The organism is Microbacterium paraoxydans, from assembly GCF_020524545.1.
Lineage (GTDB): Bacteria > Actinomycetota > Actinomycetes > Actinomycetales > Microbacteriaceae > Microbacterium > Microbacterium paraoxydans_C.
Genome location: NZ_JAIVLG010000006.1, coordinates 26100 through 51376, shown reverse-complemented (window position 1 = coordinate 51376; position 25277 = coordinate 26100). Strand labels below are relative to the sequence as shown.

Sequence of the window (25277 nt, the reverse complement as noted above, 5' to 3'; positions counted from 1 at the left end):
GCCGCGGGGCGTTCAGCGGCTCGACGCGGAGGCGGCGCGCAGCTGCTCGGGGTTCCAGCGCACGCCAAGCACCGACGTGAGCGCGGCCTGAGCGGCGCCGGCCGCGAGCGACACCCGAGGATCCGCGTAGCGGACCGGGACCTGCGCCGTACCGCGGGAGGGGTACTCCGTCTCACGGCGGACCCGGTCGAGGAAGCGCGGCCCGAGCTCGGTCGCCGGGCCACCGATCACGACCTCGGTCGGGTCGAGCAGGGCGCTGATGAGCTTGACGGCCCTCGCGAGCGCGCGGGCCCCCTCGTCGAGGTGACGTTCGTCCGCGCGGGCTGCGAGAGCACGGATCTCGGACGCGTCCATCGCATCGGTGAACTCGTCCCCGATCATGGCGCCCAGGGCTGCCGCGGACTCGAGGCAGCCGCGCCGTCCGCACCGGCACGCACGCGCCGACTCGCCGAAGACGACCTGCACATGCCCGATCTCACCGGCACGATCGCGCGGACCGGGCGCGAGTTCGCCGTTCAGGGTGACCGCAGCGCCCACGCCCCCACCGAGGTGGAGGAAGAGCCGGTACCCGGACGGCGACTCCTCCATTCCGGCTTCGGCGATGGCCTCGGCATCCACGTCGTTGACGAGCAGCACGGGCGCGCCCAGCACGCGCTCGAACCTCTCGGCGAGTGGCACGTCTTCCCACTTCAGCTGCACGCTCTCGAGCACCGAGCGCCCGTCCGTCGTGCCGGGGAGCTGGACCCCCGCAGCGAGCACCCGCGGACCGAACTCGGCAGCCACCGCGGCCACGGCGTCGTCGAGTGCGCGGTCACGGGTCTCGGGGGTGTAGTCCGCGCGACGGACGTCGACCTCGGTGCCGTCGAGCGCCACGAGGGCGACGTGCGCGTGCAGGGGTTGGATCACCAGGACGAGGATCACGTGGTGACTCGCGTCGACGCTCAGCGTGGTCGCCCGCTTGCCCCCCGTGCTCGCGGCCTGCTCACCTTCGACGATCAGTCGGTTCTCGATGAGCTCTGCGACGAGGGACGACGCGGTGGCTGCGGTCAGACCCGTCGCTCTCGCGATGCCCGCGCGCGTCTGGGTGCCCGGGTTGCGAAACACCAGCTGGAGCGCACGTCGGAGGTTCGCGCGCCGCACCGACGCCTGGGTGTCGAGGCCCTCATCCGTGCTGAGCATGTGCGTCCGTTCCGGAGCTCGCCCGCGGCGAGCGGTTGACAGATCGTGGCGTGATCCGTAGTCTCTCCGTAAGTTTATTCATTGAACTTAGTTGGTCGATGAATCCCACAAAAGCTCCGGACGGGCGAGTGCTGCACACACCGTCGCCCGTCCGGCACCTCTCTCAGCGGCTCTCCGCCGCTTCGGTGTGGTGACGGATCACCTCCGCCACCACGAAGTTGAACCACTTCTCCGCGAACTCGGGATCGAGATGCGCTTCCTCCGCGAGAGCACGCAGGCGGGCGACCTGCTGCTCCTCCCGGTGAGGGTCGGACGCAGGCATCTCGTGCTCCGCCTTCAGATGTCCGACCTGCTGGGTCGCGCGGAAGCGTTCGGCCAGCATGAAGATGAGTGCGGCGTCGATGTTGTCGATGGTGGCGCGAAGTCGGAGCAGTTCGGCCTTCGGGTCCTCGGCGGCGGTCATGCCCCTACTCTAGAGCCGTCGAACGCCGGGATTCGGAGCCGCGGCACCGCTATCGTGAGCACATGAGCAACGAAGAGTCGCCCGAGTCCGCTCCCCTCGATGACATCGCGCCCGCCCGGAGAGCCTCACGCACGGACACCTCGGAACCGAGCGCCGACTCTCCCTCGGCGGCCCCTGCCACGACCGCCGCACCGCGCCCGGTGGTCATCGAGCCGATGACGCCGAGCCGCTCGTTCTGGACGCGCATCGACCGCCCGTTCGTGTTCGGCTTCCTCCTGACTCTCGGCGGACTCGGCGCGCTGGTGATCGGCCTCGCCCTCACGAGCCTGTCCACCGTGCTCATCTACATCGCGCTCGCCCTGTTCGGCGCACTCGGCCTCGACCCCGCCGTGCGCTTCCTCGAACGCCGCGGCCTGTCGCGGGCGATCGCGGTGGTGATCACGATCCTCGCGCTCATCGCGGTGTTCGCCCTCGTCCTGTGGATGGTCATCCCGATCGTCATCGAGCAGATCGCCGGTTTCGTGCGCTCCGTCCCCGGGATGATCCAGGACTTCACCACCAGCGACCTCTACGCCACACTCGACGCGCAGTTCGGTGATCAGTTCCAAGACCTCGTGGCCGAGGTCCAGAAGTTCCTGACCGACTTCGGCAACCTGGCGACGATCGGCGGCGGTGCTCTCGCCGTCGGAGCGTCGATCGCGACCGGCATCTCGGGCGCCATCGTCGTGCTCGTGCTCACGCTCTACTTCCTCGCGACCCTTCCCGGCATGAAGCAGGGCCTGCTGCGTCTCGCCCCGGCCCGCGACCGCGCTCGTGCGAGCGACATCACCGAGCAGATCACCGACTCGGTGGGTGGATACGTGATGGGGATGGTGGTTCTCGCCTTCTGCAACGCGATCCTCGCCCTGACTCTCTACTCCATCCTGGGTCTGCCGTTCCCCCCGCTGATGGCCGCGATCGCCTTCTGCGTCACCCTGATCCCGCTGGTCGGCTCGGTGCTGTTCTGGATCATCGGCACCGGGCTCGCGCTCTTCACCAACCCGGTCTCGGCGCTGATCTTCGCGGCGATCTACCTCATCTACATGCAGATCGAGGCCTACGTGCTGACGCCGCGGGTGATGAACCGCGCGGTCGCGGTCCCGGGGTCTTTGGTGGTGATCGGCGCCCTCGCCGGCGGCACGCTGCTCGGCCTCCTCGGGGCGCTCGTGGCCGTGCCGGTCACCGCTTCCATCCTCATCATCATCAAGCAGGTGCTGGTACCGAAACAGGACGCCCGCATCTGACTCTCGTGCAACGACGAAGCGCCCGGACCCCTGAGGGTCCGGGCGCTTCTGTGATCCGACTCAGATGAGGTCGTTGTCGGTCAGCCAGGCCTCGGCGATGTCGCTCGCCGACTTCTGGTCGACCGTGCTCTGCACGTTCAGACCGACCAGCTCCTCGGCGGTGAGCTTGGCGCTGATGGCGTTGATCACGTCGGCGACCTCGTCCGCGACATCGCTCGAGACGATCGGCACGACGTTCGAGGCCAGGATGATGTTCTCCGGGTCTTCGAGCGCGACGATGTCCTCGGTCTGGAACGCGGGGTCGGCCGAGTAGATGTCAGCGACCTGGATCTCGCCGGCGAGCAGCGACTCCAGCGTGGTCGGGCCGGTGGCCGAGAACGCGAGGTCGACGCCGTAGACCTCCTTGGCGGCCGCGGGACCGTACGGGCGCTGCTCGAACTCCGGTGCCGCACCGATCGTGACCGGGGTCGTCACCTTCGAGAGGTCGCCGATCGAGGTGAGGCCGTTCTCCTCGGCGAAGCTCTTGAGCACCGTGTAGGTGTCCTGGTCCGAGGCCTCGGCGTAGTCGAGAGCGGTCAGGCTGTCGGGCAGCGCGTCCTGCAGCGCGGCGTAGACGTCTTCCGGGCTGGTGGCGGTCGCGCTGTCGTCGAGGTACTCGAGCAGGTTGCCCGTGTACTCGGGGAACACGTCGATCGCGCCGGACTCGACGTCGGGCATGTAGGCGTCGCGCTGTCCGATGTTGAACTCGCGCTTGACGTCGAAGTCTGCGGCTTCGAGCGCCTGTGCGTAGATCTCGGCGATGATCTCGTTCGAGTAGTACGCCTGCGAGCCGATGACGATCGTGTCGCCGCCGGAGCCCGCGTCATCGGTCGGAGCGTCGAGCGGGTTGCTGCTGGCGCAGCCGCCGAGGACGAGCACCGCGGCGAGCGCGGCGCCACCGGCGAGGGCGAGTCGTGACTTACGTGCTGTGAACATGGGGAGTTCCTCTTCTCTGGGACAACGGGATGGGTGCTGTAGGACGGTGAGGGGCTGTGGACGTGTCAGGCGGTGGCCGGAGCGGGCGAGGCGGCGGCGGCACGCGACCGACGGGTCGTGGTCGGCGCTCGCACCCCGGCGGGGACGGCGGCGTGCTGGAGGAGGGCGAAGATCAGGTCGACCGCCAGCGCCAGGAGGGCGACGAGGATCGCACCGCCGAGCACCTGGTCGAACTTGCGCAGCGGGATGCCCTGGATGATCGGCCAGCCGAGACCACCGAGGTTCACGTAGGCGGCGATCGTGACCGTCGCGATCACCTGCAGGAGAGCCGCGCGGATGCCGCCGACCAGGAGGGGCAGCCCGAGGGGCACCTCGACCTTCCAGAACACCTGCCACTCGGTCATCCCCATCGCGCGCGCCGAGTCGAGCACACGGCGGTCGATGGCCTCGAGCCCGGTGTAGGCGCCCGCGAGGAGCGAGGGAATGGCCAGCAGGACGAACGTGATGATCGCGGCTTCGGGGATGCGGAGCACGCCGAGCAGCAGCACGAGCAGCACGAGGAGTCCGAAGGACGGGATCGCGCGGGCCGCGCCGGAGACGGCGACGGCGATCTCGCGGCCGCGGCCGGTGTGGCCGATGAGCCATCCGATCGGCACCGCGATGATGGCGGCGATCAGCACCGAGATCAGCGTGTAGTACATGTGCTGGCCGAACAGGATCGGCAACGAATACGGCCCCTCCCACCGGTCGGGGGAGAAGAGCCAGGCGATGGCGTCGGTGAACACGTTCATGCGGCGGTCCTCAGTGTGGCTGCCTGTCGTGCGGCCGACGGCGTCTTGGCGGCGCGCGTCCACGGCATCAGTGCGCGGCCGAGGAGCAGGAGCAGCAGATCGATGACCAGGGCGATCACCACGACCGCGATGACGCCGGCGAACACCTCGGCGAGGATACGGCGCTGCAGGCCGTTCTCGAACAGGTAGCCGAGATTCGTCACGCCCACCAGGATGCCGACCGTGGCGAGGGAGATCGTGCTGACGGCCGCCACACGCAGCCCGGCGAGCACCACGGGTCCGGCGAGCGGGAAGTCGACGGTCCAGAACCGGCGGAACCCGCCGTAGCCCATCGCGGTGGCCGACTGCCGGATGGCGGGATCGACCGAGTCGAGACCATCCGAGACCGCACGCACCAGGATCGCGACCGCATAGATGGTGAGACCGACGATGAGGTTGATCGGGCTCCGGGCCGGATACCCCGCGACAGACGGCAGGAGGATGAGGAGTGCGAGCGACGGAATCGTGTAGAGCAGGCCGGTGAGGACGATGACCGGCCCCTTGACCAGCTGGTAGCGCCAGGCGACCCACCCGAGCGGAACCGACAGCACGAAGCCGAGCACGATCGCGATCGCACTCTGCTGCAGGTGGATGGCGGTCAGCTCGAGGATGAGGCCGACGTTGTCAGCGATCCAGTTCACGGAGCGCCCTTCGTCACGCTCTCCTCGCTCAGGAGTGCGTCGCTGACAGCATCGGGCACGTCGACGATCGAGCCCTGCGTGCGCCCCTCCGAGTCGACCACCACGGTGCCCCGCGGGGTCTGCTTGAGGTGCAGGGCGCGACGGCCGCGATCGGCGCCGATGAACGCCGAGACGAAGTCGTCCGCCGGGTTCTCGATGATCTCGCTCGGGCTGCCGACCTGCACGATGCGCGCACCTTTGTCGAGGATCACGACCTGGTCGCCGAGCAGGAACGCCTCGTCGATGTCGTGCGTGACGAAGACGACGGTCTTGTCGAGCTCGTGCTGCAACCGCAGGGTCTCCTGCTGCAGGTCGGCCCGCACGATGGGGTCGACCGCTCCGAAGGGCTCGTCCATGAGCAGGATGTTCGGGTCGGCGGCGAGTCCGCGGGCGACGCCCACACGCTGCTGCTGGCCGCCGGAGAGCTGGCTCGGGTAGCGGTCGGCGAGCGCCTGGTCGAGGCCGACCGTGTCGAGCAGGTCGCGCGCCCGCTCGTGGGCCGCAGCTCGCTTCACCCCGGTGAGACGCAGCACCGTGGCCACGTTGTCGATGACGGTGAAGTGCGGCATGAGTCCGGAGTTCTGCATCACATAGCCGATGCGCCGGCGCAGGGCCACCGGGTCGCCCTCGAGCACGCTCTCCCCATCGATCTCGACGTCGCCGGAGGTGGGCTCGACCATGCGGTTGATCATGCGGAGCAGAGTGGTCTTGCCACAGCCGGACGAGCCGACGAACACGGTGGTCTTGCGCGACGGCAGCACGAGGCTGAAGTCATCGACGGCGAGCGCACCGCCGGGGAAGCGTTTGGTGACGTTGCGGAACTCGATCATGGCTGGTCTCCAGTCGGTCGATCGATGTGCGAGCGGACGGGTCTTGGCTCTTCAGAGGGCTACGGGCCGACCTCGACGCGCGGATCGAACGCCACGAATCCGGAGAAGTCTTTGCCGACGCGATCGAAGGCCGACGGATACGGATTCGGATACGACCAGGCGTAGTCGGTGTGGAGCTCGCCGTCGGTCTGCACGGAGTAGTACTGAGCCGCGCCCTTCCAGGGACAGGTGTAGGGCGTGGGGCTCTCGACGAGGACTCCGGGTGTGATGGATGCGGGCGGGAAGTACCAGTTCCCTTCGATGCGGGCGAGATCGCTCTCGTCGGCCTCGGCGATGACGGTTCCTGCGAGTACAGCCTTCATGGTCCTGCCTCCTCGGATGTGGGTTCGAGCGTATAAGACGGTGGGGACATCGGGCTCGAGGGTTGCGCGCGGGCCGTCAATGTGAGAAACAATCCCGCATCTGTTCGGCCTGCCCGCGAAAACGGATTGCGGGCGCGACCGTCGGGTTCAAGCGGAATCGCGCCCGTAGCCCTCCAGGAGTCGCAACCAGATCTCGCTGACGGTCGGGTACGACGGCACCGCATGCCAGAGACGGGCGATCGGCACCTCGCCGACGATCGCCACGGTGGCGGCGTGCACGAGCTCCGCCACCTCGGGACCGACGAAGGTCGCGCCGATCACGACATCGCGGTCGGTGTCGATCACGAGCCGCGCCTGCCCCTCGAAACCGTCTTCGTAGAGGCTCGCCCCCGCGATCCACCCCAGGTCGTAGTCGATCGCCTTCGCGGCGATTCCGTCCTCGACCGCCTGCGCCTCGGTCAGACCGACGGAGCCGACCTCGGGGATCGAGAAGGTGACCTGCGGGACCGCCGCCTGATCCGCCGTCGCGACGTGACGACCCCACGGGGCGTCATCCACGTCGTCGCCCTGGGCACGGGCGACGATGACGTCACCCGCCGCCCTCGCCTGGTACTTGCCCTGGTGGGTGAGGAGCACGCGCCCGTTCACGTCGCCGACCGCATACAACCACGCGGATCCGGGGACCCGGAGGGTGTCGTCTGTCTCGATCCAACGGCCGGGCTCCAGGCCCACGACATCGAGACCGATGTCTCCACTGCGCGGCGAACGACCCGTCGCAGCGAGCACCTCGGTCGCGGTGATCTCCTCGCCGCCGTCGAGCGTGACGGTCACGCCATCTGCACCACGGCGCACGGATGCCGTTCCCGTGTCGGTGCGCACGTCGACGCCGAGTTCCTTGAGGCCGGCCGCGACGCGCTCCCCGGCGAACGACTCCATCCCCCCGAGCAGACCGCTGCGGGCGATGACGGTGACCTTCGAGCCGAGCGCCGCGTATGCCGTGGCCATCTCGACCGCGACCACGCCTCCGCCGATCACGGCCAGGCTCTCCGGCAGCTCCTCGGCACTGGTCGCCTCTCGACTCGTCCAGGGTGCGGACTCACGGAGACCGTCGATGGGCGGGATGACGGCGTCTGATCCGGTGCTGATCGCCACCGCGTGCCGTGCACGGAGGACGCGCTCAGTGCCGTCGGCATCGGTGACGGTCACCTCCCGCTCGCCCGTCAGTCGACCGTGCCCGCGTGCCAGATCGACCCCGGCGGAGTCGAGCCACTTCACCTGACCGTCATCGGACCAGTTGCTGGTGAAGGAGTCACGTCGTTCGAAGACCGCCCGCACATCGAGCTTTCCGGTCACCGCCTGCGAGGCGCCCGCCACGTGCTGCGCTGCCCGCAACGCCTGTGCCGAGCGGAGCAGCGCCTTCGACGGCATGCACGCCCAGTAGGAGCACTCACCTCCGACGAGCTCACTCTCGACGATGATCGCGGTGAGTCCGCCCTGCACGGCGCGATCGGCGACGTTCTCGCCCACCGGACCTCCGCCCAGCACGATCAGGTCGTATTCGTCGGTCTTCTGCGCTGCGTTCATGCCTGGCACCTCTCCGTCGGCCGGTTCCGTCGCCCAGTCTCGCTCAAGACCAACGCCGAGTCACGGGTGAGTTGTTCCCTCCGGCGTGGCGGAGGAGGGGTGAAAGCTCAGGCCGTCGCGAGTTCCCGTCCCCGGCGGACGTCGGCGAAGGCGCGGGGATAGGCGCGGCGCAGGGTGACGACGATCAGGGTGGCCGCGGTCACTTTGACGAGGTCACCCGGGAGGAAGGCCAGGCTCGACAGGGCGGTGAGGTCGAGCGGAACCCCCGTCACGAGCGCCTGGACCGGGATGCCGAATGCGTAGACGACGAGCACCCCGCCGACCAGCGCAGCCGCCGCGCAGCGCCACAAGGCGAACCGTCCGGTGCGCATGAGCAGCCCGATCACCACGACCCCCGCGATCCAGCCGATCAGGTAGCCCACGGTCGGACCGACGAAGACGCCCAGGCCGCCGCGTCCCCCCGCGAGCACCGGGAGTCCGACAGCGGCGAGCGCCAGCACGAGAGCGATCGACCAGGGCGCGACTCGCGGACCGAGCACGAGCCCCGCGAGCATGACACCGAGCGTCTGCCCGGTGATGGGAACGCCGCCGGGCAGCGGCACGACGACCGTGCCCAACACGATGATGAGAGCGGCGAACACGGCCACCCGGCCGAGGGTCGCACTGGAGTCACGGGTCGAGGCGGTCATCGCTCATCCTTCCTGAACGGTGTTCACCTGAACACCGTTCACCAGGGTACGGACGCACCTCTACGCGCGCAAATCACCCGACCTGGTGTCATCGGTAGGCTCGGCCTCGGCATCGCGAACGCGCACCTCTCATCAGCCTTCGCCGCGTTCGGACTCATACGACCTCCTGTTCTCGTGCTTCCGTGACGCCATCGACACGGATCCTCGACGAGAGGATCGCCGCGGCGAAGGCGACGACCGCAGCCAGCACGAACACCCCGAGGAACGGGTCGGTGTCCGCGAGCGCGGTGAACAACGTTCCCGTGACAGCCAGGGCCATGGCGCTTCCGAACGAGTCGGCGACCGTCATCGCGCCGCTGTTGAAGCCCTGATTCTCCGGCGTGGACATCGCGAGCGTGAGGGCGCTGGTGCGCGGACTCATGAGCCCCATTCCCATCCCCGCCAAGACCCACGCCACCGCGACCAGCAGGGCGTCCCCGCGGAGTCCCGCGGTCGCGACGGTCAGCACGATGCCGGCGAACACGAGACCCGTCCCGATCCTCACGGCCGTCACGCTCGAGAGGCGTGCGCCCAGCCGCCCCTGGACGGTCGCGGCGAGAGACCAGGCGAGCGCACCGCCGGTCAGAGAGAGCCCCGCCACTGTCGGCGACAGGTTGTACCGATCAGTGAGCAGGTAGGGCAGGTAGACCTGCGCCCCGAAGAACGCGGCGGCCGCGACCCCGCGGACGAGGATGACAGACGGCAGTCCGCGGCGCGCCCGAAGCGTCCCGCGCGGGACCAACGGCCGCACGGCTATGAGGGCGACCACCACGGCAAGGACGGCGAGAGCCGGACCGTAACCGGGGATGTCGCCGACCAGATTCAGCGCCAGCACGGCCACCGCCGCGAGCACCGACCATCCGAGTCGCCCGAACGCCCAGGGAGTCGTCGCATCGCCGTGGTTCGCCAGGGTGCGAAGTGCGGGCACGACCATCAGCAGTGCCACCAGCACCAGGATGACCACGCCGAGGAAGACCCAGTGCCAGCTCCAGATCTCGGTCACGGCACCCGCGATCGTCGGACCGATCAGCGAGGGGATGACCCAGGCCGCCGCGAAGCCTGCGAAGATCGCCGGATGGAGCTCCTGCGGGTAGACGCGAGCCACCACGACGTACAGCGCCACCATCAGGCCGCCGCTGCCGAGCCCCTGAGCGAACCGTCCGGCCACCAGAACCTCCATGGTCGGCGCAAGACCCGAGATGAGCAGTCCCACGACGAACATGGCGACCGCGGTGTACAGCGGAGCCACCGGTCCTCGACGGTCGGCCCAGTTCCCGGCGATCACCATGCCGATGACCCCGGTGGCAAGGGGTCCGGCGAACGCGAGCGCGTACAGCCGTTCTCCGCCGAGCTCGGCGCTCACGGTCGGCATCACGGTGGTGACCGCCAGGGATTCGAACGCCCCCAGGAACACGAGCGCACAGGCGCCGATCGTGATCCACAGGTAGTCGCTGCTCATGATGCGCGGTGCGGCCGCGGCCGGCGTCGACACCTGCTCGGTCTCCGAAGTCATGAAGACGACGCTAGAACCTCAAGTTATCTTGAGGTCAAGCGGACGTGCCGACCACCTGTCGGGAGCCCGAACGGATGTCGGGCGCGGACGCGGCGTGTTCCCGGCATCCGTGCATCCTCCCGACAGATGGTCCGCAGTCGGGCCAGACGTCGGGCCGCGGATCAGCGCACCGGCAGGAAGTGCGTCGGCGTCGGGACCTGCGCCTCATGGCGGATGCCGAGGGGCGCGCCCGTGCGCTCGTCGAGGTCGAGCAGGGTGATGGTGTCGGAACGCTGCCCCGCGACCAGCAGTTTGCCCTCGTGCACCAGGTGGTGGCGCGGCCAGTCGACGCCCGCCTCGGCGAGCGCCACGGACTCCAGAGCCTCACCGCCGCCACGCACACGCAGCGCCGCGATCGTGTTGCTTCCGCGCAGGGCCGTGTAGAGGAAGTGGCCGTCGCGCGTGCGGGCGAGCTCGGCGGGGAAGTCCGTCCCCACCTGGGCGATCGGGCTCGACAGTGTCGAGGAGACGACACTCCACGTGCGATCGGACGCCTCGGCGAGCGTGAACACCTCGCACGAGTACTCGGTCACCACGTGCAGGTGCCCGCTGGGGTGCAGCACCATGTGCCGCGGGCCCGTGCCGAGCGGGAGCACGACCTCGTGGTCGAGCGCGAGCCCGCTGCCGCTCTGCCTCCAGAACCGCACGAGGTCGAACCCGAGGTCCGTCGAGGCGATGCGACCGTCGGGAAGGAACACGGCGGCATGCGCGTGCGAGACCCGGTCACCGCCCACCCCGTACGGGTCGACCGCAGCGATGCCGTCACCGGGTGTGGGCGGCACTGCGGAGGCCGACACGCCAGATGTCGGACGGAAGGCTCCAGGGCGTCCGACATCTGGCGTGTCGGCGGGATCCGTGAGCTCCCCGAACAGCGCCGCGCGGAGTTCCGCCGCCGCATCCGGCCGTGCGGGCACGATCCGCCCGTCCGCATCGAGGCCGAGCCGCACCACGCGCCCGTCCCCGTAGCAGCTGGCGACCAGGGCGGAGCCGTTCGGGGCGACCGCGACGTGACACACGTACTGGCCGACCGCCGCCGGTGCGCCCATCGGGGCGAGGGCACCGTCCCCCGTACGGACGTACGCCTGCACGGCGGCATCCCCTTCGAGCGCCGCGTAGACGACGTCGAGCGTCGGATGCTGCGCCAGCCATGACGGCGAAGGAACCTCCGCGACCGCGCCTCGGTACGCGAGCGTGCTGGCCTCCCGGCCTTCATCCCCCGCGAGCAGGCCGATGCCGTCGGCGGAGCCACCCATGCCGGGGCCGTAGCCGCCGAGCCAGAAGCGTGTCATCGAGAGGGATCAGTCGAGCAGGTCGTGGCGGACGATGACCTGGTCGCGCTCGGGGCCGACACCGATCACCGAGATGCGGGTGTTGCTCATCTTCTCAAGCGCCAGCACGTAGTCCTGCGCGTTCTGCGGCAGGTCCTCGAAGGTGCGGGCGACGGAGATGTCCTCGTTCCAGCCAGGGAAGTACTCCAGGATCGGCTTCGCGTGGTGGAAGTCGGTCTGGTTGACGGGAACCTCGTCGAACCGCTCGCCGTCGACGTCATAGGCGACGCACACCGGGATCTTGTCGAGCCCGGTCAGGATGTCGAGCTTGGTGAGCACGAGGTCGGTGATGCCGTTGATGCGCGTCGCGTACCGGGTGATGGGCGCGTCGTACCAGCCGACCCGACGCGGACGGCCGGTCGTGGTGCCGAACTCGAAGCCCTGCTTGCGCAGCCAGTCGCCCTGCTCGTCGAAGAGCTCCGTCGGGAAGGGGCCCGATCCGACGCGGGTCGTGTACGCCTTGACGATGCCGACGATGCGGTCGAGCGCACCGGGGCCGACGCCCGCACCGGTCGCCGCTCCACCCGCGGTCGCCGACGACGACGTCACGAACGGGTAGGTGCCGTGGTCGATGTCGAGCATCGTCGCCTGACCGCCTTCGAACACGACGACTTCGCCACGATCGAGAGCTTCCGCGATCAGGTAGCCGGTGTCGGCGACCATGGGGCGCAGGCGATCGGCGTACGACAGCAGGTCCTCGACGACCTCGTCGGCGGTGATCGCGCGACGGTTGAAGATCTTCACCAGCAGGTGGTTCTTCTGATCCAGAGCGCCTTCGACCTTCTGGCGCAGGATGTTCTCGTCGAAGATGTCCTGGATCCGGATGCCGACGCGGTTGATCTTGTCGGCGTAGGCGGGACCGATGCCCCGACCGGTCGTGCCGATCATGCGCTTGCCGAGGAAGCGCTCGGTGACCTTGTCGAGCGTGCGGTGGTACTGCGTGATGATGTGCGCGTTGGCGCTGACCTTGAGACGCGAGACGTCGATGCCGCGGGCGGCGAGCGCCTCCAGCTCGAAGAACAGGACCTCGAGGTCGACGACGACGCCGTTGCCGATCACGGGAGTCACGCCAGGAGAGAGGATGCCGGAGGGCAGCAGGTGCAGTGCGTACTTCTCGTCTCCCACGACGACCGTGTGCCCGGCGTTGTTCCCGCCGTTGAACTTCACCACCCAGTCGGTGCGCTCACCGAGCAGATCGGTGGCCTTGCCCTTTCCTTCGTCGCCCCACTGCACGCCGACGATAACGATTCCTGGCATGGGTAACCCCCTGGCTTTCGCCGGGTTTGCACCGGCCGATGAGCTGGCCCTCTTCGGGCGGTCCCATCCTATCGGGAGGGTTTCGGCCCGCCCTCCGAGTGCGATATGTCACCTCCGGAGGCGTCTGGAGGTGACATATCGCGCTCTGCAGGGGCGGGGGGGAGGCGGTGGCCGAAAACGTGCGGAGCGTGTCGCTCCGGCGGCTCGTCGGGTGTCGGAAGCCCCTGCCAGGATCGAGGGATGTCACGAGCAGCATCCGGCGAGTCCGGTATCCGCATGAGCACCGAGGCGCCGAAGCGTCAGGGCGTGCTCGTGCTCGTCGCCGCGCTGGTGACGGTGGTGCTGTGGGCCTCGGCGTTCATCGGCATCCGTGGTGCGGGCCCGCACTACGACCCGGGCGCTCTGGCGCTGCTGCGGATGGCCGTGGGCACCGTCGTCCTGACGATCATCGCCGTGCGGCACGGGATCCGCATCCCCGCCCGTCGCCACTGGCTCCTCGTGGCGGTGTGGGGCGTCGGCTGGTTCTGCGTCTACAACCTGGCCCTCAACAGCGCCGAGCTGACGCTCGATGCGGGGACGGCCGCGATGGTGGTGAACCTCGCACCGCTCATGGTCGTCGTCTTCAGCGGACTCTTCCTGCGCGAAGGCTTCCCGAAGCCCCTCATCATCGGCGCCCCGATCGCGTTCCTCGGGGTGGTGCTGATCGGCATGAACTCCACCACCAGCGCCGGCCCCGACATCACCGGCCTGCTGCTCGCCCTCCTCGCCGCCGTCATGTACGCCGGGTGCACGCTCGTGCAGAAGCGCCTGCTCACCTCCGGCGTCGATCCGACCACCCTGACCTGGCTCGGTGCGGGCGTGGGCACGATCGCGCTGCTGCCCTGGGTCGGCAGCCTCATCGACTCGCTGCAGACCGCACCGCCGGACGCGACGCTGTGGGTCGTCTACCTCGGCATCTTCCCCACGGCGGTCGCCTTCACCACCTGGGCCTATGTCCTGCAGCGCAGCACCGCGGGGCAGACCTCCGCCACCACCTACGTCGTACCGGCGATCGCGATCCTGATGTCCTGGGCGATTCTCGGCGAGGTGCCGACGCCGCTGATGTTCCTCGGTGGAGCACTCTGCCTGCTCGGCGTCCTCATCACACGGCTGCGGTGGCGACGCCGCACCTGATGCCGCCAACCTTCCGGATGGATGACTACAGTTGCGGACGGGAGGCGAAATGACGACCTGGTGGCCCTACGCGCGACTCGCGGCATCCGTTCTCGCGGTGGCCGCCATCGTCGCCCAACTGGTGCGGACACTCGAGATCGCTGTCACCTCGGAGACCGAGTGGGGGTCTCACCTCCCCACGGTGATCGTGAACTTCTTCAGCTTCTTCACGATCCTCTCGAACGTCCTCGCGGCCGTCGCGCTCGTTGCCGGCGGCCTCTGGGGCGTCCTCGCCCGGAAGACCACGAGCTCCGAACCGCGCTGGCTCGCTCTGACGCTGGTCTGCGCGAGCACCTACGCCATCGTCACGGGTATCGTCTACAACACGCTGCTCCGCGGGATCGAGCTGCCGCAGGGGGCGACGGTCCCCTGGTCCAACGAGGTACTGCATGTGATCGTGCCGCTGATCATGCTCCTCGACCTACTCTTCGCGCCGCGACGACGTGCTCTGGGCTGGAGCGCCGTGGCGGTCACGGCCGTCTTCCCCCTCGTGTGGGTGGCTTACACGATGATCCGCGCGAACCTGGTGATCTCGCCGGCGACCGGGCAGCCGTACTGGTACCCGTATCCGTTCCTGAACCCCCACACCGTCCCGGGCGGCTACCTCGGGGTCTCCGCCTACATCGTCGGCATCGCGATCGCGATCCTCGCCGTGGCCGCCGGCGTCGTCTGGATCGGCAGGCGCCGCGGCACCACCCCGATCGACTCCTGATCTGCCTCTGACGCCACCGCCCCTCGCACCCGAACGGGTGGAGGGGCGGAGGCGTCAACAGAGGCTCAGTTAGCGGCGAGCGCCTCACGGTCGTCGTCACGCGGCCGGCCCTCGATGATCCGCGCGGTCTCGGTGGCATCCGGGTCCACGTCGAGGTAGCGCTCGAGCGAGTCGTCGAGCTCTTCCAGCCACGGCGTGTGGTGCACGACCGCGAGGGTTCCTGTCATGACCGACTCGTACGTGCGGTCGCGGTAGCCCATGATGTCGTCCTTCTTGTCGCGCTTCCACGCGAGGAAGATCTCGACGACCCGGTCGATGTCGAACTCCGGGTAGTCCGTGAGCTGCAGCAGATCGCGGATGTAGTCCGCCTGAAAGCGGATCTCCGCCGCGGCCGAGTCGATCTGCCCGAAGCGCGTGCGCCACTCGGCGATGGATGCCGCCCGCTCCTGCTCGTCGGGCAGGGACAGGCGACCGAGGATCAGGTCACGCACGTACCAGGCCTGCGCATCGAACATGTTGAACGTGAACCACTGGTCCTGCGCGCCGAGGTAGGCCAGCCGGGGATTGCCCTGCCAGAGCACACCGCGGTACAGACCGTCGGGGTACACGTTGTTCGGCGACGAGAGGGCGAGGTCGTCCGGCAGGAACGGGTACTTGTGCAGGTAGCCGGTGCAGAGGATGACCGCGTCGACCTGCTTCGAGGTGCCGTCGGCGAAGAAGGCGGTGCTGCCCTCGAAGCGTTCGAGGACCGGACGCTCCTCGATGCCCTCGGGCCAGTCGTACCCCATCGGCGCGGAGCGGAAGCTCGCCGTCACCGAACGGGCCCCCATCTTGAACGCCTGGCTGCCGATGTCCTCCGCGGAGTAGCTCGCGCCGATCACCAGCACGTCCTTGCCCTCGAAGGCCTCGGCGCCTCGGAAGTCGTGGGCATGGCTGATGAACCCCGGGAACGTCTCGATACCGGAGAACTCCGGCACGTTCGGGAACGAGAAGTGCCCGCTGGCGACGATCACGCGGTCGAACTCCTCCACGGACGATTCGCCGGAGGGCAGGTGCTCGCTGGTGAGGGTGAAGACCTCGCGCTCGTCGTCGAACTCCACCCAGCGGACCACGGTCTGGAAGCGGATCAGGTCGCGCACATCGGTCTTCTCCAGCCGACCGGCGATGTAGTCCCACAGCACCGGGCGCGGCGGGTAGGACGAGATCGGGCGGCCGAAGTGCTCGTCGAAGCTGTAGTCCGCGAACTCCAGCGCCTCCTTCGGACCGTTCGACCACAGGTTGCGGTACATGCTGGAATGCACCGGTTCGCCGAATTCGTCCAGTCCGGTGCGCCACGTGAAGTTCCACTGTCCGCCCCAGTCGGCCTGCTTCTCGAAGCAGACCAGGTCGGGGATGTCCGCCCCCGCACGGGCCGCGGATTCGAAGGCCCGCAGCTGCGCCATCCCCGAGGGGCCGGCGCCGATGATCGCTACTCGTTCTCTACTCGTCACGTATCGTCCTCATACTCTTCTGTCATGTATCGGCACGGCCGCATCCGAGCGAGGAACAGTTCTGTCCCGGTGGGAGCGGAGAAGCTCGACCTGCCCGGAAAGCGGCTGCCCTTCGACGTTAGCAGTGTCGGTCACCGGCACCCGAGGGTCGCGCCCGCCCTCCCGCTGAGAGCGACGCGGACGGATGCGATTACGCTGGTCCGCGGGGGATGGCTGCGACGCGCGTCCCTGAACGAGGGAGCCTACAGATGACCGAGTCCTCCACGCCCGACCCGCGGACGATCGCCGCTCCGCCGCCTCCGCCCGCCCCCGCCCACGAACCGGCTCCGGCTCCGGCGAGCGCGGCGCCGACCGACGCCGAGCTCAGCCGAGCCGCGGAGGTGCTGCGGATCATCTCCGCCTCCTACTCCGCGAAGATGGTCGGTCAGGATCGGCTGCGCACGAGCCTGCTCGTCTCGCTCATCGCCGGCGGTCACATCCTGCTGGAGAGCGTCCCTGGGCTCGCGAAGACCACGGCCGCCAGCACCCTCGCCGACACCGTCAAGGCACAGTTCAAGCGCATCCAGTGCACACCCGATCTGCTCCCGAGCGACATCACCGGCAACCAGATCTACGACGCCGCGACCGGTTCCTTCCGCACCGTGCTCGGTCCGGTGCACGCGAACTTCGTGCTGCTCGACGAGATCAACCGCTCCAGCGCCAAGACCCAGAGCGCCATGCTCGAGGCGATGCAGGAGCACCAGACCACCATCGGCGGCGAGGTCCACCACCTGCCGAAGCCCTTCCTCGTGATCGCGACGCAGAACCCGATCGAGCAGGAGGGCACGTACGAGCTGCCCGAAGCGCAGATGGACCGCTTCCTGCTCAAGGAGATCGTCGAGTACCCGAGCCCCGCCGAAGAGCTCGAGGTCCTCAGCCGCATCGACTCCGGTGTGCTCGACCCCGACCGCCATGTGAGCAGCACGGTCAGCCTCGACGATGTGCACCTGCTGCAGGACGTCGCGAGCCGCATCTACGTCGACCCCGCGATCCGGAACTACATCGTGTCGATCGCCTATGTCACCCGGAACCCGGCGCCGTACATCGGCGAGGAACGCGCGCGCTTCATCAAGTACGGGGCGAGTCCCCGTGCCAGCATCGCGTTCCTGCAGGCTTCCCGGGCCCTGGCTCTGCTCAAGGGGCGCGCGCACGTGCTCCCCGAAGACATCCGCGAGCTGCGGCACCTCGTGCTCCGTCACCGCGTGCTCCTGACCTTCGAGGCCGACGCCGAGGGCATCCGCAGCGAGGAGATCATCGACCAGATCTTCGCGTCGGTCCCCACCCCCTGACCCGTCCATGGCCAGCCTGATCACGCAGGTGAAGAGCAAGCTCTTCATCCACTCGACGCGCAAGTCGCTGCACGCACTGGACGGTGCCTACGCATCGCTCCTGCGCGGGCGGAGCCTCGACTTCGAAGACCTGCGCAAGTACGAGTACGGCGATCAGGTGCGCGACATCGACTGGCGGGCGACGGCACGACTGGGCACTCCTCTGGTCAAGCGCTCGCGCGCGACGCGGATGCACACCGTCCTGTTCGCCGTCGACACCGGCCGCTCGATGTCGGCCCTCGCCGCCGATGAACGCTCGATGAAGGAGCTGGCGATCCTCGCCACGGGCGTGCTCGGCGTGCTGACGCTGCGCCACGGCGACGACTTCACCACGGTCTACGGCGACTCCGCGAAGGTGCGTCGGCTCGCGCCGGGCCGCAGCGAGGGGGCGCTCGAACACGCCCTTCGCACCATCGACCACGCGATCGACGAGAGCTCCGCGCCGAGCGACCGCGATGCCCTGCTGTCGTTCATCACGCGCACGATCTCCCGCCGGATGATCGTGGTCCTCGTCACCGATGAGGCACCGATCACCGACGAGACCGAACGGATGCTGCGCCGCCTGCGCGTGCAGCACGATGTCCTGTGGCTCACTCTGCGCGACGCCGAGCCCGTGCTCGACCACGCGACCGGGCGCATCCGCAGCGACGTCGACAGCCGCTGGCAGGTGCCGGCCTTCGTGCAGGGCGACCGTGGGATCGTGCGAGAGCTCACCGCGCAGCGCGAGGCCGACGCCGCGCGTCTCGCCGAACTCCTCACGCGGATGGAGATCAGCCACGCCTCCCTGGACGGGCAGGACGACGCCGTCACGCAGCTCCTGCAGCTGCTGAATCGGAGGTCGAATGCCCGGCTCTGACGAGCTCTACCCTCCCGCGCAGTACGGCTGGGGATGGATGCTGCTCGCGCTCGGCATCCTGCTCGTGCTGATCGCGGCGGCCTGGCTCCTGATCCTCCTCACCCGCCCGCGGCACACCCTGTCCGTCGGCGAGCAGAGCGCCGGACAGGCACCGCTGATCGTCGACGTACTGTCGCAGCTGCGCACCGAGTACCTGACGCGCATCCAGCAGATCGAGACCGACTACCGCGAGCGCCGCCTCTCCCCGCGACAGGCGAACCTCGAACTGAGCCGAGTCGTGCGGACCTTCGTCAACGAGTACAGCGGCTTGGAGGCGCCCGTCCTCGCGCTCGATGACCTCGTGGCGCGGGGCGTCCATCCCGCACTCATCGATGCGATGGGCAGGCACTACTACCCGAGCATCTTCCGACAGGGTCCCGCGATCGATCCCGTCGCCGGTGCCGAGGCCGCCAGGACGGTGGTGCGCTCATGGCACTAGCGAATACCTGGGTGCTGTTCGCGGCAGCGGCGCTCGTGCTGATCGCGGTGGCGATCGGCCTCGTCCTGGGTCTGCGCCGGAGCAGCCGCAGTCGCGCAGGGGACACGGCACGGATCGCCCGCGCCGAACGGCTCCGCGCGCTGCCCACCTTCCGTCAGGCCCTGGCGAAGCGAGCGGTGGCGCTCTCGGGCATCCTCGCCCTGGGCGCGGTGACGGCGCTCGTGGCCGGGGTGGTGTCCGCCCGACCGATGTCGGCGCAGACCGTCCAGCCGGTCAACACGAGCCGAGACATCATGCTGTGCCTCGATGTCTCGGGATCCATGACCGAGGTCGACGTCGAAGTGCTGACGGTGTTCGACGAGCTGCTGGACGGCTTCGAGGGCGAACGGATCGGCCTGACGATCTTCAACAGCTCACCGGTGCAGATCTTCCCGCTCACCGACGACTACGACTTCATCCGCGAGCACCTCGAGAGCATGACCCGGAGCTTCGACTACGGCGACGAGATCCCGGAGCACTGGCTCGGCACGCTCAACGGCGACGGCGCCTCGCTGATCGGCGACGGACTCGCCGCCTGCACGATGGGCTTCGACCACCCGGACGACGACCGGTCACGCTCGGTGATCTTCGCCACCGACAACGAGATCAACGGCGCATCGATCGTCACGCTCGACGAAGCGGCCGCCTACGCGGCGTCCAAGGGCGTGCGCGTGTTCGCCCTGAATCCGGTGCAGGGCAAGGACGCCACGGTGAGCGCCGAACTCACCTCGGCCGCGGAGTCCACCGGCGGCGCCGCGTTCGGCCTGCGCGACACGACCACCGTCTCCGACATCGTCACCCAGGTGCAGGAGCAGGAGGCCACCGAGCTGCGCGGGGAGGCGCAGGTGGTCTGGACCGACACCCCCGACGTCTGGATCGCGCTGCTGTCGATCTGCCTCCTGGCCTTCGTCGTGGTGCTGTGGAGGGTGCGACTGTGATCTTCCATCCCGTCCTCGCCCCGCTGCTGATCGCCCTGATCTGCCTCCCGATCATCGCCCTGGTCTTCTGGATCCTGGTGCGACCGGCGACGTCGACGGCTTCTGCCGCGTCCGCAGCGGGCTCCCTCGCCGGACGCCGCGCCCTCTGGGCCATGCGCCTGGTGCTGGTGCTCGCCTGCGTCGCGATGCTGCTGCGCCCCGGCATCCCCGGCGGTGCCACCCAGACCCTCGCGACGGACACCGACATCGTGCTGGTCGTCGACACGACGGCCAGCATCGTCGCCGAGGACTGGGGCGAGGGAGAGCCTCGACTCGACGGCATCCGCGAAGACGTGCGCGCGCTCGTCGAGGAGTATCCGGGCGCGCGCTTCGCCCTGATCACGTCGGACGCCGCGGCCGAGCTGCGGATGCCGCTCACCACCGACACCACGTCTCTCCTGGGCTCGCTGGACGTGCTGCGACCCGAGGTCACCAGCCAGTCCCGCGGGAGTTCGATCGGCCTCGCCGCGCCGCTGCTCGCCGAGACGCTCGCCTCGGCGGCCGAGTCCTCGCCCGACCGGTCGCGGATGGTGTTCTACCTCGGTGACGGCGAGCAGACCGTCGACACCCCGCCGGAGCCGTTCAGCGGGAGCGAGAAGTACACCGACGCGGGCGGCGTCTTCGGCTACGGCACGGCCGAGGGCGGACCGATGCGCATCACCACCGGCGACCTCTCCGACAGCGGGACCGGTTACATCCAATACCAGGGATCCGACGCCCTGTCCGTGATCGACGAAGGGAACCTGGAGAGGATCGCCGACCAGCTCGGGGTGGACTACCAGCATCGGACCGCGGATGGCGAACCCGTGCTGCCCGAAGCACCGTCGACGACGACCGACTACGCCGAGTCCGGAGAGGTCGGCAACGTCATCGAGCTGTACTGGGTCGCGGCGCTCGTCATCCTCCTCATCCTCGGCGTCGAGCTCGCGCGCGCCACGATGTTGATCGCACAGCTCCGGCGACTGCGCGCACCCCGGGAATCCCGCCGGGGACCGGGAGCCGCCTCGTGACGATGTCGAATGATGCCGCCGCCGCGCTCCTGCGGTCCAACCGGCGACGCCGCCGTGTCCGTCGATGGGTCGCCATCGGCACGCTCCCCCTCACTCTCGCCGCGCTGTTCTTCGTGGGCAAGCTGCTGAGCATGTACGCGTTCGCGCACCAGGCGATCACCGCCTACGTGGTCGACGACTTCGCCGGCTCGGAAGCGGCGGCGCGCGGACAGGACTTCCTCAACTGGTTCGAGCCGTACAAGGCGCCCTTCAACATCGGCACGGCTCTCGGAGCGGCCGAGCAGCTGCCGCAGGCGAGGGCGGAGCTCGAGGAAGCACTCTCCCTGGCCACGGGGCTCGAAGTGTGCGGAGTGCGGATCAACCTGGCTCTCGTCGTCGAGCGGATGGGCGACGCCGCACGCGCCGACGGCGACGGTGTGACCGCGACCCAGCTCTACGGTGAGGCACTGACGATCATCGCCGAGACGCCCGAGGAGTGCCACAGCGAAGGGGCTCAGGAGCAGTCGTCCGATCCGCAGCGCGACATGTCCGACACGCTCGACGGCGCCGAGGACCGCCTGAAGCAGAAGCAACAGGAGCAGGATCAGCAGCAGCAGCCCCCGCCTTCGCAGCCGGACGAGGACGAGCAACCGTCCGAGGACAAGCTGCAGGATCTTCAGGACAAGCTCGAGCAGGGCACCCAGGAGCGCGACCAGCAGCTGGGCGATGACCCCGGCGGGTCGGGAACGGACAAGCCGTGGTGATGGATCACGAGAAGCAGCGGGCCCGCTACCTCGCGGGGACCGAGGGCGCGCCCCCGGTGCCCCCTCCCGGCGGCTACCGCGGCGCGCGTCGTGAGGCCTTCGTCCCCTCCGCCCCCGCTGTGGTCTCCGTCGCGATCGAGGAAGACCCGAAGAAGCCCGCCAACGCACTCGGGTGGACGGCCCTCGCCATCGCGGTCCTGTTCGCCCTGTCGCTGTTGGGCACACTGCTGGCCGGCAGCACCGACATCCTCTACAGCGTCACGATGGTGACCGCGCAGCTCGTCGTGGTCGCCACCGTCATCGCCGCTCTGCTCTCGCCCCGGGGGCGCCTGCTGGGGGCGATCGCCCTGATCGTCACGATCCTGTTCAACGTCGCCACCGTCGGCGGCATGAGCGCCCTGCAGACGTCGGCCTCGGGCAACTACGAGGGCATGAAATCGGCCGAGCAGAAGCATGCGGAGGCGTATCCGGGGATCAAGGGCACGGATCCGCAGCAGACTCTCGCGCAGCAGTCCCTGGAGGAAGTGCGCGCACAGTCGGAGGCGCTCTTCGCCGACATCCGCGCGCGGCTCACGCAGGAGTTCGGGTACACCTGGGTCGCGGTGGGCGACGAGGACCTGCGCCCCGAGCGCAACGGATACGGCGGGGAGTCGATGCTCGTCGAATACACCTCGCAGGGCTGGGCCACCGAGCAGCCCGTCCAGGACGACGAGCGCAAACATGCGGTCATGGCCGTGATCGACGACGTGGTGGTCGAGCACGGGCTGTGGAACCTGTACTCGTTCAACGACCCTGCCGTCTCCGGCATCGACCCGGGGATGATCACGAAGCTGTACGGCAGCGACGATCCGCGTTCGCAGCACACGTGGGAGTACTACACCGAGAACTACCCGGATCCGCTGCGCTTCTACGCCGACATCTACGACCTCTCGAATGATCAGGACGGCGGATTCCTCGCGGCGCGCGAAGCGCAGCACGCCCGCACCGGCGAGCCGCTCGAAGGGCTCCAGCTGTTCGTGCTCGCGAGCGGGGTGCTCAGCGACGCCGACCGGGAGGAGTTCGAGACGCGACTGCAGGACTACCCGGGCTACGAGTAGGTCGCACGGGTGGCCTCAGCCGCTGAGGGTCAGCAGCATGCGGGCGAGGACGTAACGGGCGTGCCCGCGAGAGGTGCGCGGGTCGTAGCCCAGGATCCCCACGAGCGCCGCCATCCGCTCCTGCACGCTGGAGTGGTGCTTTCCCAGGCGCACCGCCGCCGCCCGGATGCTCTGCTCCTCGGAGACGGCGTCGAGCAATCCCCGGCTTCGGTCGTCGAGGGCCGCGAGCGCGGCGGCATCCGGATGGAGGGGGCTGGTGTCCGCGGCCTCCGCGACCAGCAGGAGCGCTCCGAGGTCGGCGGCATCGACGACCGGTTCCGCGGGATCGGTCAGCCGGACCGCCACCAGAGCGGATGACCACGATCGCGGTAGCTGCTCCCCCGTGCCGACGACCCCGAGGCCCAGCCGCAGCTCCGCGTCGTCCGGCCAGGCGCCCCGCACCCCGGCGGAGGCATCCAGGATCGTCGCGCGCGTGAGTCCGTGCCTCGTGGCGACCACGGCGGAAGGATGCTGCGGCAGGGGCGCCGGGTCGGGAGGGGAGGCGACCATCCGCAGCGTGTCCGCGGAGAGTCGGAGGCGCGGCAGTGCGGCGGCCCTCTCATCGGCGCCGGCGTAGGAGCTGATCGCCAGCTCGACCGCGCTCTCCGGACCGACCGCACGACGCGCGCGGATGATGCCGAGTGCGAGACTGAGCCGTTCCAGGATCATCGCGTCATTGGTGTGCGGGTCCCCGTCGCGCTCGATCCAGGCGATCGCGTCCTGGCCGCTCTCCCGAACGGGCCAGGTGGGCGACGGCTCGACGGGGTCGATGCGCACCCCGTCCGCGCGCACCCGAACGATCTGTCGTCCGTCACGGTGCCCGGCGGTCGCGCCGCTGAGCACCGCGGCTCCGCGCAGCATGCTCTCGACGCCGACGGAACGGGCCACCAGGGCATCGAAGTACGCGACGACCTTGAGCGTCTCGCTGGCATCCGGGTCGAGGGCGGTGAGCCGCCCCAGCAGGTCTTGCATGTCGGGCTCCATCGCACGGGGATTCCACCCTACGGGGTCGATCGGCCTCGACCCCGTCGGGCGTGGAATCCGAACTCAGGAGAGCAGGCGCCTCACCCAGTCGTCGCGGGCCGCGAGCATGGCCTGCGCGACGGCGGCGTGCGGGGCGAACATGTCGAAGCCGTGGAATCCTCCGGCCCAGACGTGCAGTTCGGCCTGAACGCCGGCCTCCCAGAGCTTCGTGGCGTACGCGACATCCTCGTCGCGGAACACCTCGGCGCTGCCGCAGTCGATGAAGGCGGGCGGGAGGCCCGAGAGGTCGGTCGCACGCGCAGGCGCAGCGTAGATCGACACGTCCTCCGTGCCCCTCCGGTCACCCAGGAGCGCCGACCATCCGGTGACGTTCGATCCCCGGTCCCAGACACCGATCCCGTCGATCTGTTGCGTCGACACCGATGCATCGCGATCGTCGAGCATCGGGTAGATGAGCAACTGCCCGATCAGCGCGGGGCCTTGCCGGTCACGCGCGAGGAGGGCGGTGCCCGCAGCCAGCCCGCCACCGGCGCTGCCTCCGCCGATCAGCAGCCGTGATGTGTCGATGCCGAGCTCGTCGGCATGCTCCGCGGTCCACAGCAGCCCCGCGTAGCAGTCCTCCACCGGGTACGGGTCGGGGAACTCCGGAGCGAGTCGGTACTCCACCGTGACGATGACGCCGTTGAAACTCTCCGCCCAGTCGAGGAATCCGACCACGCCGAGCCAGCGGTTGCCGATGATCATGCCGCCGCCGTGTGTGTGGAAGAAGCCGGGACCCGTACCGGTGCGTCCTTCCTTCTCGACCACGGAGACGACGATCTCGTCGCCCCCGTGGCCCGCGATCGCGACGTCGCGCCGCGTGAAGCCCCGCTCCGCGAGCACCGCGAAGATCTCCTCGTCCCCACTCACGGGCGACTGCCGCAGCAGCGGGATCATCTCGGGCGTCAGCGTGGATGGCAGCTGGTCGCCGACGAGGGCGAGCGCGGCTTCGAGCTCGGGATCGAAGGGCGGTCGTGCCAGGGTCGTGTCCGTCATCAGAACTCCTTTGTCCTCGGCCGCCGTCGCGGCGGCGTCTCGCCAGCCTCGCGCACGCGGCACCCGAGGATAACCCGCCAGCCGAGGCCGATCCGACGCGTTCCGTCCGCCGAATGGCGGGTGCGTTCCGCACCTCGGTCGAGGTGTCCCTTGAACGCGACTCCCGCCGTGGATAGCCTGGCGCCAC

Annotated in this window: 25 protein-coding genes; 10 read left to right on the top strand and 15 right to left on the bottom strand. The window is 69.1% G+C overall.

Annotated elements, in window-relative coordinates:
* Positions 1-12: 12 nt before the first annotated feature.
* Both LC041_RS12905 and LC041_RS12900 read right to left on the bottom strand, forming a co-directional pair.
* Positions 13-1179, bottom strand: a complete 1167-nt coding sequence (locus LC041_RS12905; protein ID WP_226533490.1) for an ROK family protein — start codon at positions 1177-1179, stop codon at positions 13-15.
* 163 nt (positions 1180-1342) lie between these two features.
* The gene (locus tag LC041_RS12900; RefSeq protein ID WP_226533489.1) at positions 1343-1642 is read right to left on the bottom strand and encodes a chorismate mutase; all 300 of its coding nucleotides are present in this window, start codon (positions 1640-1642) and stop codon (positions 1343-1345) included.
* 62 nt (positions 1643-1704) lie between these two features.
* On the opposite strand from LC041_RS12900, the gene LC041_RS12895 reads away from it, so the two are divergent.
* Positions 1705-2925: an AI-2E family transporter gene (locus LC041_RS12895; protein ID WP_226533488.1), complete on the top strand. Its 1221-nt coding sequence runs from the start codon at positions 1705-1707 to the stop codon at positions 2923-2925.
* 60 nt (positions 2926-2985) lie between these two features.
* On the opposite strand, the gene LC041_RS12890 is transcribed toward LC041_RS12895, so the two are convergent.
* From LC041_RS12890 to LC041_RS12845, 10 genes are all read right to left on the bottom strand, one after another.
* On the bottom strand, positions 2986-3900 hold the full coding sequence (locus LC041_RS12890) for an ABC transporter substrate-binding protein (protein ID WP_226533487.1): 915 nt from the start codon (positions 3898-3900) through the stop codon (positions 2986-2988).
* 65 nt (positions 3901-3965) lie between these two features.
* On the bottom strand, positions 3966-4691 hold the full coding sequence (locus LC041_RS12885; protein WP_226533486.1) for an ABC transporter permease: 726 nt from the start codon (positions 4689-4691) through the stop codon (positions 3966-3968).
* On the bottom strand, positions 4688-5371 hold the full coding sequence (locus LC041_RS12880) for an ABC transporter permease (RefSeq protein WP_226533485.1): 684 nt from the start codon (positions 5369-5371) through the stop codon (positions 4688-4690). Before LC041_RS12880 ends, LC041_RS12885 begins: the two co-directional genes overlap by 4 nt.
* Entirely contained in the window at positions 5368-6240 is an 873-nt protein-coding gene (locus tag LC041_RS12875) for an ABC transporter ATP-binding protein (RefSeq protein ID WP_226533484.1), read from the bottom strand. Before LC041_RS12875 ends, LC041_RS12880 begins: the two co-directional genes overlap by 4 nt.
* Positions 6241-6299: 59 nt before the next feature.
* Positions 6300-6602 (bottom strand): DUF427 domain-containing protein, encoded by a 303-nt coding sequence (locus tag LC041_RS12870; RefSeq protein WP_061015819.1) that lies wholly within the window; start codon positions 6600-6602, stop codon positions 6300-6302.
* Positions 6603-6749: 147 nt separating this feature from the next.
* Entirely contained in the window at positions 6750-8186 is a 1437-nt protein-coding gene (locus tag LC041_RS12865) for a dihydrolipoyl dehydrogenase family protein (RefSeq protein WP_226533483.1), read from the bottom strand.
* Between the two features lie 107 nt (positions 8187-8293).
* Complete coding sequence (locus tag LC041_RS12860; protein ID WP_226533482.1) at positions 8294-8875, bottom strand: biotin transporter BioY; 582 nt, start codon at positions 8873-8875, stop codon at positions 8294-8296.
* A 154-nt stretch (positions 8876-9029) separates the two neighbouring features.
* Positions 9030-10427 (bottom strand): MFS transporter, encoded by a 1398-nt coding sequence (locus LC041_RS12855; protein WP_374197676.1) that lies wholly within the window; start codon positions 10425-10427, stop codon positions 9030-9032.
* Between the two features lie 161 nt (positions 10428-10588).
* Positions 10589-11755: a lactonase family protein gene (locus tag LC041_RS12850; RefSeq protein ID WP_226533481.1), complete on the bottom strand. Its 1167-nt coding sequence runs from the start codon at positions 11753-11755 to the stop codon at positions 10589-10591.
* 9 nt (positions 11756-11764) lie between these two features.
* Complete coding sequence (locus LC041_RS12845; protein ID WP_226533480.1) at positions 11765-13051, bottom strand: adenylosuccinate synthase; 1287 nt, start codon at positions 13049-13051, stop codon at positions 11765-11767.
* Positions 13052-13291: 240 nt separating this feature from the next.
* On the opposite strand from LC041_RS12845, the gene LC041_RS12840 reads away from it, so the two are divergent.
* A complete protein-coding gene (locus LC041_RS12840) occupies positions 13292-14224 on the top strand; it encodes a DMT family transporter (protein WP_226533479.1) in 933 nt (310 codons plus the stop codon).
* Between the two features lie 49 nt (positions 14225-14273).
* Positions 14274-14975 (top strand): Pr6Pr family membrane protein, encoded by a 702-nt coding sequence (locus tag LC041_RS12835; protein ID WP_226533478.1) that lies wholly within the window; start codon positions 14274-14276, stop codon positions 14973-14975.
* 65 nt (positions 14976-15040) lie between these two features.
* On the opposite strand, the gene LC041_RS12830 is transcribed toward LC041_RS12835, so the two are convergent.
* Positions 15041-16465: an NAD(P)-binding domain-containing protein gene (locus LC041_RS12830; RefSeq protein WP_226533477.1), complete on the bottom strand. Its 1425-nt coding sequence runs from the start codon at positions 16463-16465 to the stop codon at positions 15041-15043.
* A 248-nt stretch (positions 16466-16713) separates the two neighbouring features.
* Between LC041_RS12830 and LC041_RS12825 the strand changes: the two genes are divergently transcribed.
* Genes LC041_RS12825 through LC041_RS12795 form a run of 7 tightly spaced genes read left to right on the top strand, consistent with a single transcriptional unit; the run spans position 16714 to position 23032 of the window.
* On the top strand, positions 16714-17793 hold the full coding sequence (locus LC041_RS12825) for an AAA family ATPase (protein ID WP_226533476.1): 1080 nt from the start codon (positions 16714-16716) through the stop codon (positions 17791-17793).
* A 7-nt stretch (positions 17794-17800) separates the two neighbouring features.
* Positions 17801-18688: a DUF58 domain-containing protein gene (locus LC041_RS12820; protein WP_226533475.1), complete on the top strand. Its 888-nt coding sequence runs from the start codon at positions 17801-17803 to the stop codon at positions 18686-18688.
* Positions 18675-19166: a hypothetical protein gene (locus LC041_RS12815; RefSeq protein WP_226533474.1), complete on the top strand. Its 492-nt coding sequence runs from the start codon at positions 18675-18677 to the stop codon at positions 19164-19166. Before LC041_RS12820 ends, LC041_RS12815 begins: the two co-directional genes overlap by 14 nt.
* Entirely contained in the window at positions 19157-20143 is a 987-nt protein-coding gene (locus tag LC041_RS12810; protein WP_226533473.1) for a vWA domain-containing protein, read from the top strand. The genes LC041_RS12815 and LC041_RS12810 overlap by 10 nt, the downstream gene beginning before the upstream one ends.
* Entirely contained in the window at positions 20140-21192 is a 1053-nt protein-coding gene (locus LC041_RS12805) for a vWA domain-containing protein (RefSeq protein WP_226533472.1), read from the top strand. Before LC041_RS12810 ends, LC041_RS12805 begins: the two co-directional genes overlap by 4 nt.
* 2 nt (positions 21193-21194) lie before the next feature.
* A complete protein-coding gene (locus LC041_RS12800) occupies positions 21195-21935 on the top strand; it encodes a hypothetical protein (protein WP_226533832.1) in 741 nt (246 codons plus the stop codon).
* Positions 21935-23032, top strand: a complete 1098-nt coding sequence (locus tag LC041_RS12795; protein WP_226533471.1) for a hypothetical protein — start codon at positions 21935-21937, stop codon at positions 23030-23032. The genes LC041_RS12800 and LC041_RS12795 overlap by 1 nt, the downstream gene beginning before the upstream one ends.
* A gap of 15 nt (positions 23033-23047) precedes the next feature.
* On the opposite strand, the gene LC041_RS12790 is transcribed toward LC041_RS12795, so the two are convergent.
* Entirely contained in the window at positions 23048-24043 is a 996-nt protein-coding gene (locus tag LC041_RS12790) for a hypothetical protein (protein ID WP_226533470.1), read from the bottom strand.
* Positions 24044-24118: 75 nt separating this feature from the next.
* Positions 24119-25090, bottom strand: a complete 972-nt coding sequence (locus tag LC041_RS12785) for an alpha/beta hydrolase (RefSeq protein WP_226533469.1) — start codon at positions 25088-25090, stop codon at positions 24119-24121.
* Positions 25091-25277: the final 187 nt, after the last annotated feature.

Bases quoted from the DNA above. Each gene is read 5' to 3' on its own strand.
- LC041_RS12785 (WP_226533469.1), bottom strand. From the start codon at position 25,090: ATGACGGACACGACCCTGGCACGACCGCCCTTCGATCCCGAGCTCGAA.
- LC041_RS12885 (WP_226533486.1), bottom strand. From the start codon at position 4,691: ATGAACGTGTTCACCGACGCCATCGCCTGGCTCTTCTCCCCCGACCGG.
- LC041_RS12845 (WP_226533480.1), bottom strand. From the start codon at position 13,051: ATGCCAGGAATCGTTATCGTCGGCGTGCAGTGGGGCGACGAAGGAAAG.
- LC041_RS12890 (WP_226533487.1), bottom strand. From the start codon at position 3,900: ATGTTCACAGCACGTAAGTCACGACTCGCCCTCGCCGGTGGCGCCGCG.
- LC041_RS12855 (WP_374197676.1), bottom strand. From the start codon at position 10,427: ATGACTTCGGAGACCGAGCAGGTGTCGACGCCGGCCGCGGCCGCACCG.
- LC041_RS12900 (WP_226533489.1), bottom strand. From the start codon at position 1,642: ATGACCGCCGCCGAGGACCCGAAGGCCGAACTGCTCCGACTTCGCGCC.
- LC041_RS12865 (WP_226533483.1), bottom strand. From the start codon at position 8,186: ATGAACGCAGCGCAGAAGACCGACGAATACGACCTGATCGTGCTGGGC.
- LC041_RS12800 (WP_226533832.1), top strand. From the start codon at position 21,195: ATGTCGAATGATGCCGCCGCCGCGCTCCTGCGGTCCAACCGGCGACGC.
- LC041_RS12895 (WP_226533488.1), top strand. From the start codon at position 1,705: ATGAGCAACGAAGAGTCGCCCGAGTCCGCTCCCCTCGATGACATCGCG.
- LC041_RS12905 (WP_226533490.1), bottom strand. From the start codon at position 1,179: ATGCTCAGCACGGATGAGGGCCTCGACACCCAGGCGTCGGTGCGGCGC.
- LC041_RS12825 (WP_226533476.1), top strand. From the start codon at position 16,714: ATGACCGAGTCCTCCACGCCCGACCCGCGGACGATCGCCGCTCCGCCG.
- LC041_RS12860 (WP_226533482.1), bottom strand. From the start codon at position 8,875: ATGACCGCCTCGACCCGTGACTCCAGTGCGACCCTCGGCCGGGTGGCC.
- LC041_RS12815 (WP_226533474.1), top strand. From the start codon at position 18,675: ATGCCCGGCTCTGACGAGCTCTACCCTCCCGCGCAGTACGGCTGGGGA.
- LC041_RS12850 (WP_226533481.1), bottom strand. From the start codon at position 11,755: ATGACACGCTTCTGGCTCGGCGGCTACGGCCCCGGCATGGGTGGCTCC.
- LC041_RS12835 (WP_226533478.1), top strand. From the start codon at position 14,274: ATGACGACCTGGTGGCCCTACGCGCGACTCGCGGCATCCGTTCTCGCG.
- LC041_RS12820 (WP_226533475.1), top strand. From the start codon at position 17,801: ATGGCCAGCCTGATCACGCAGGTGAAGAGCAAGCTCTTCATCCACTCG.
- LC041_RS12875 (WP_226533484.1), bottom strand. From the start codon at position 6,240: ATGATCGAGTTCCGCAACGTCACCAAACGCTTCCCCGGCGGTGCGCTC.
- LC041_RS12790 (WP_226533470.1), bottom strand. From the start codon at position 24,043: ATGCAAGACCTGCTGGGGCGGCTCACCGCCCTCGACCCGGATGCCAGC.
- LC041_RS12840 (WP_226533479.1), top strand. From the start codon at position 13,292: ATGTCACGAGCAGCATCCGGCGAGTCCGGTATCCGCATGAGCACCGAG.
- LC041_RS12810 (WP_226533473.1), top strand. From the start codon at position 19,157: ATGGCACTAGCGAATACCTGGGTGCTGTTCGCGGCAGCGGCGCTCGTG.
- LC041_RS12795 (WP_226533471.1), top strand. From the start codon at position 21,935: ATGGATCACGAGAAGCAGCGGGCCCGCTACCTCGCGGGGACCGAGGGC.
- LC041_RS12870 (WP_061015819.1), bottom strand. From the start codon at position 6,602: ATGAAGGCTGTACTCGCAGGAACCGTCATCGCCGAGGCCGACGAGAGC.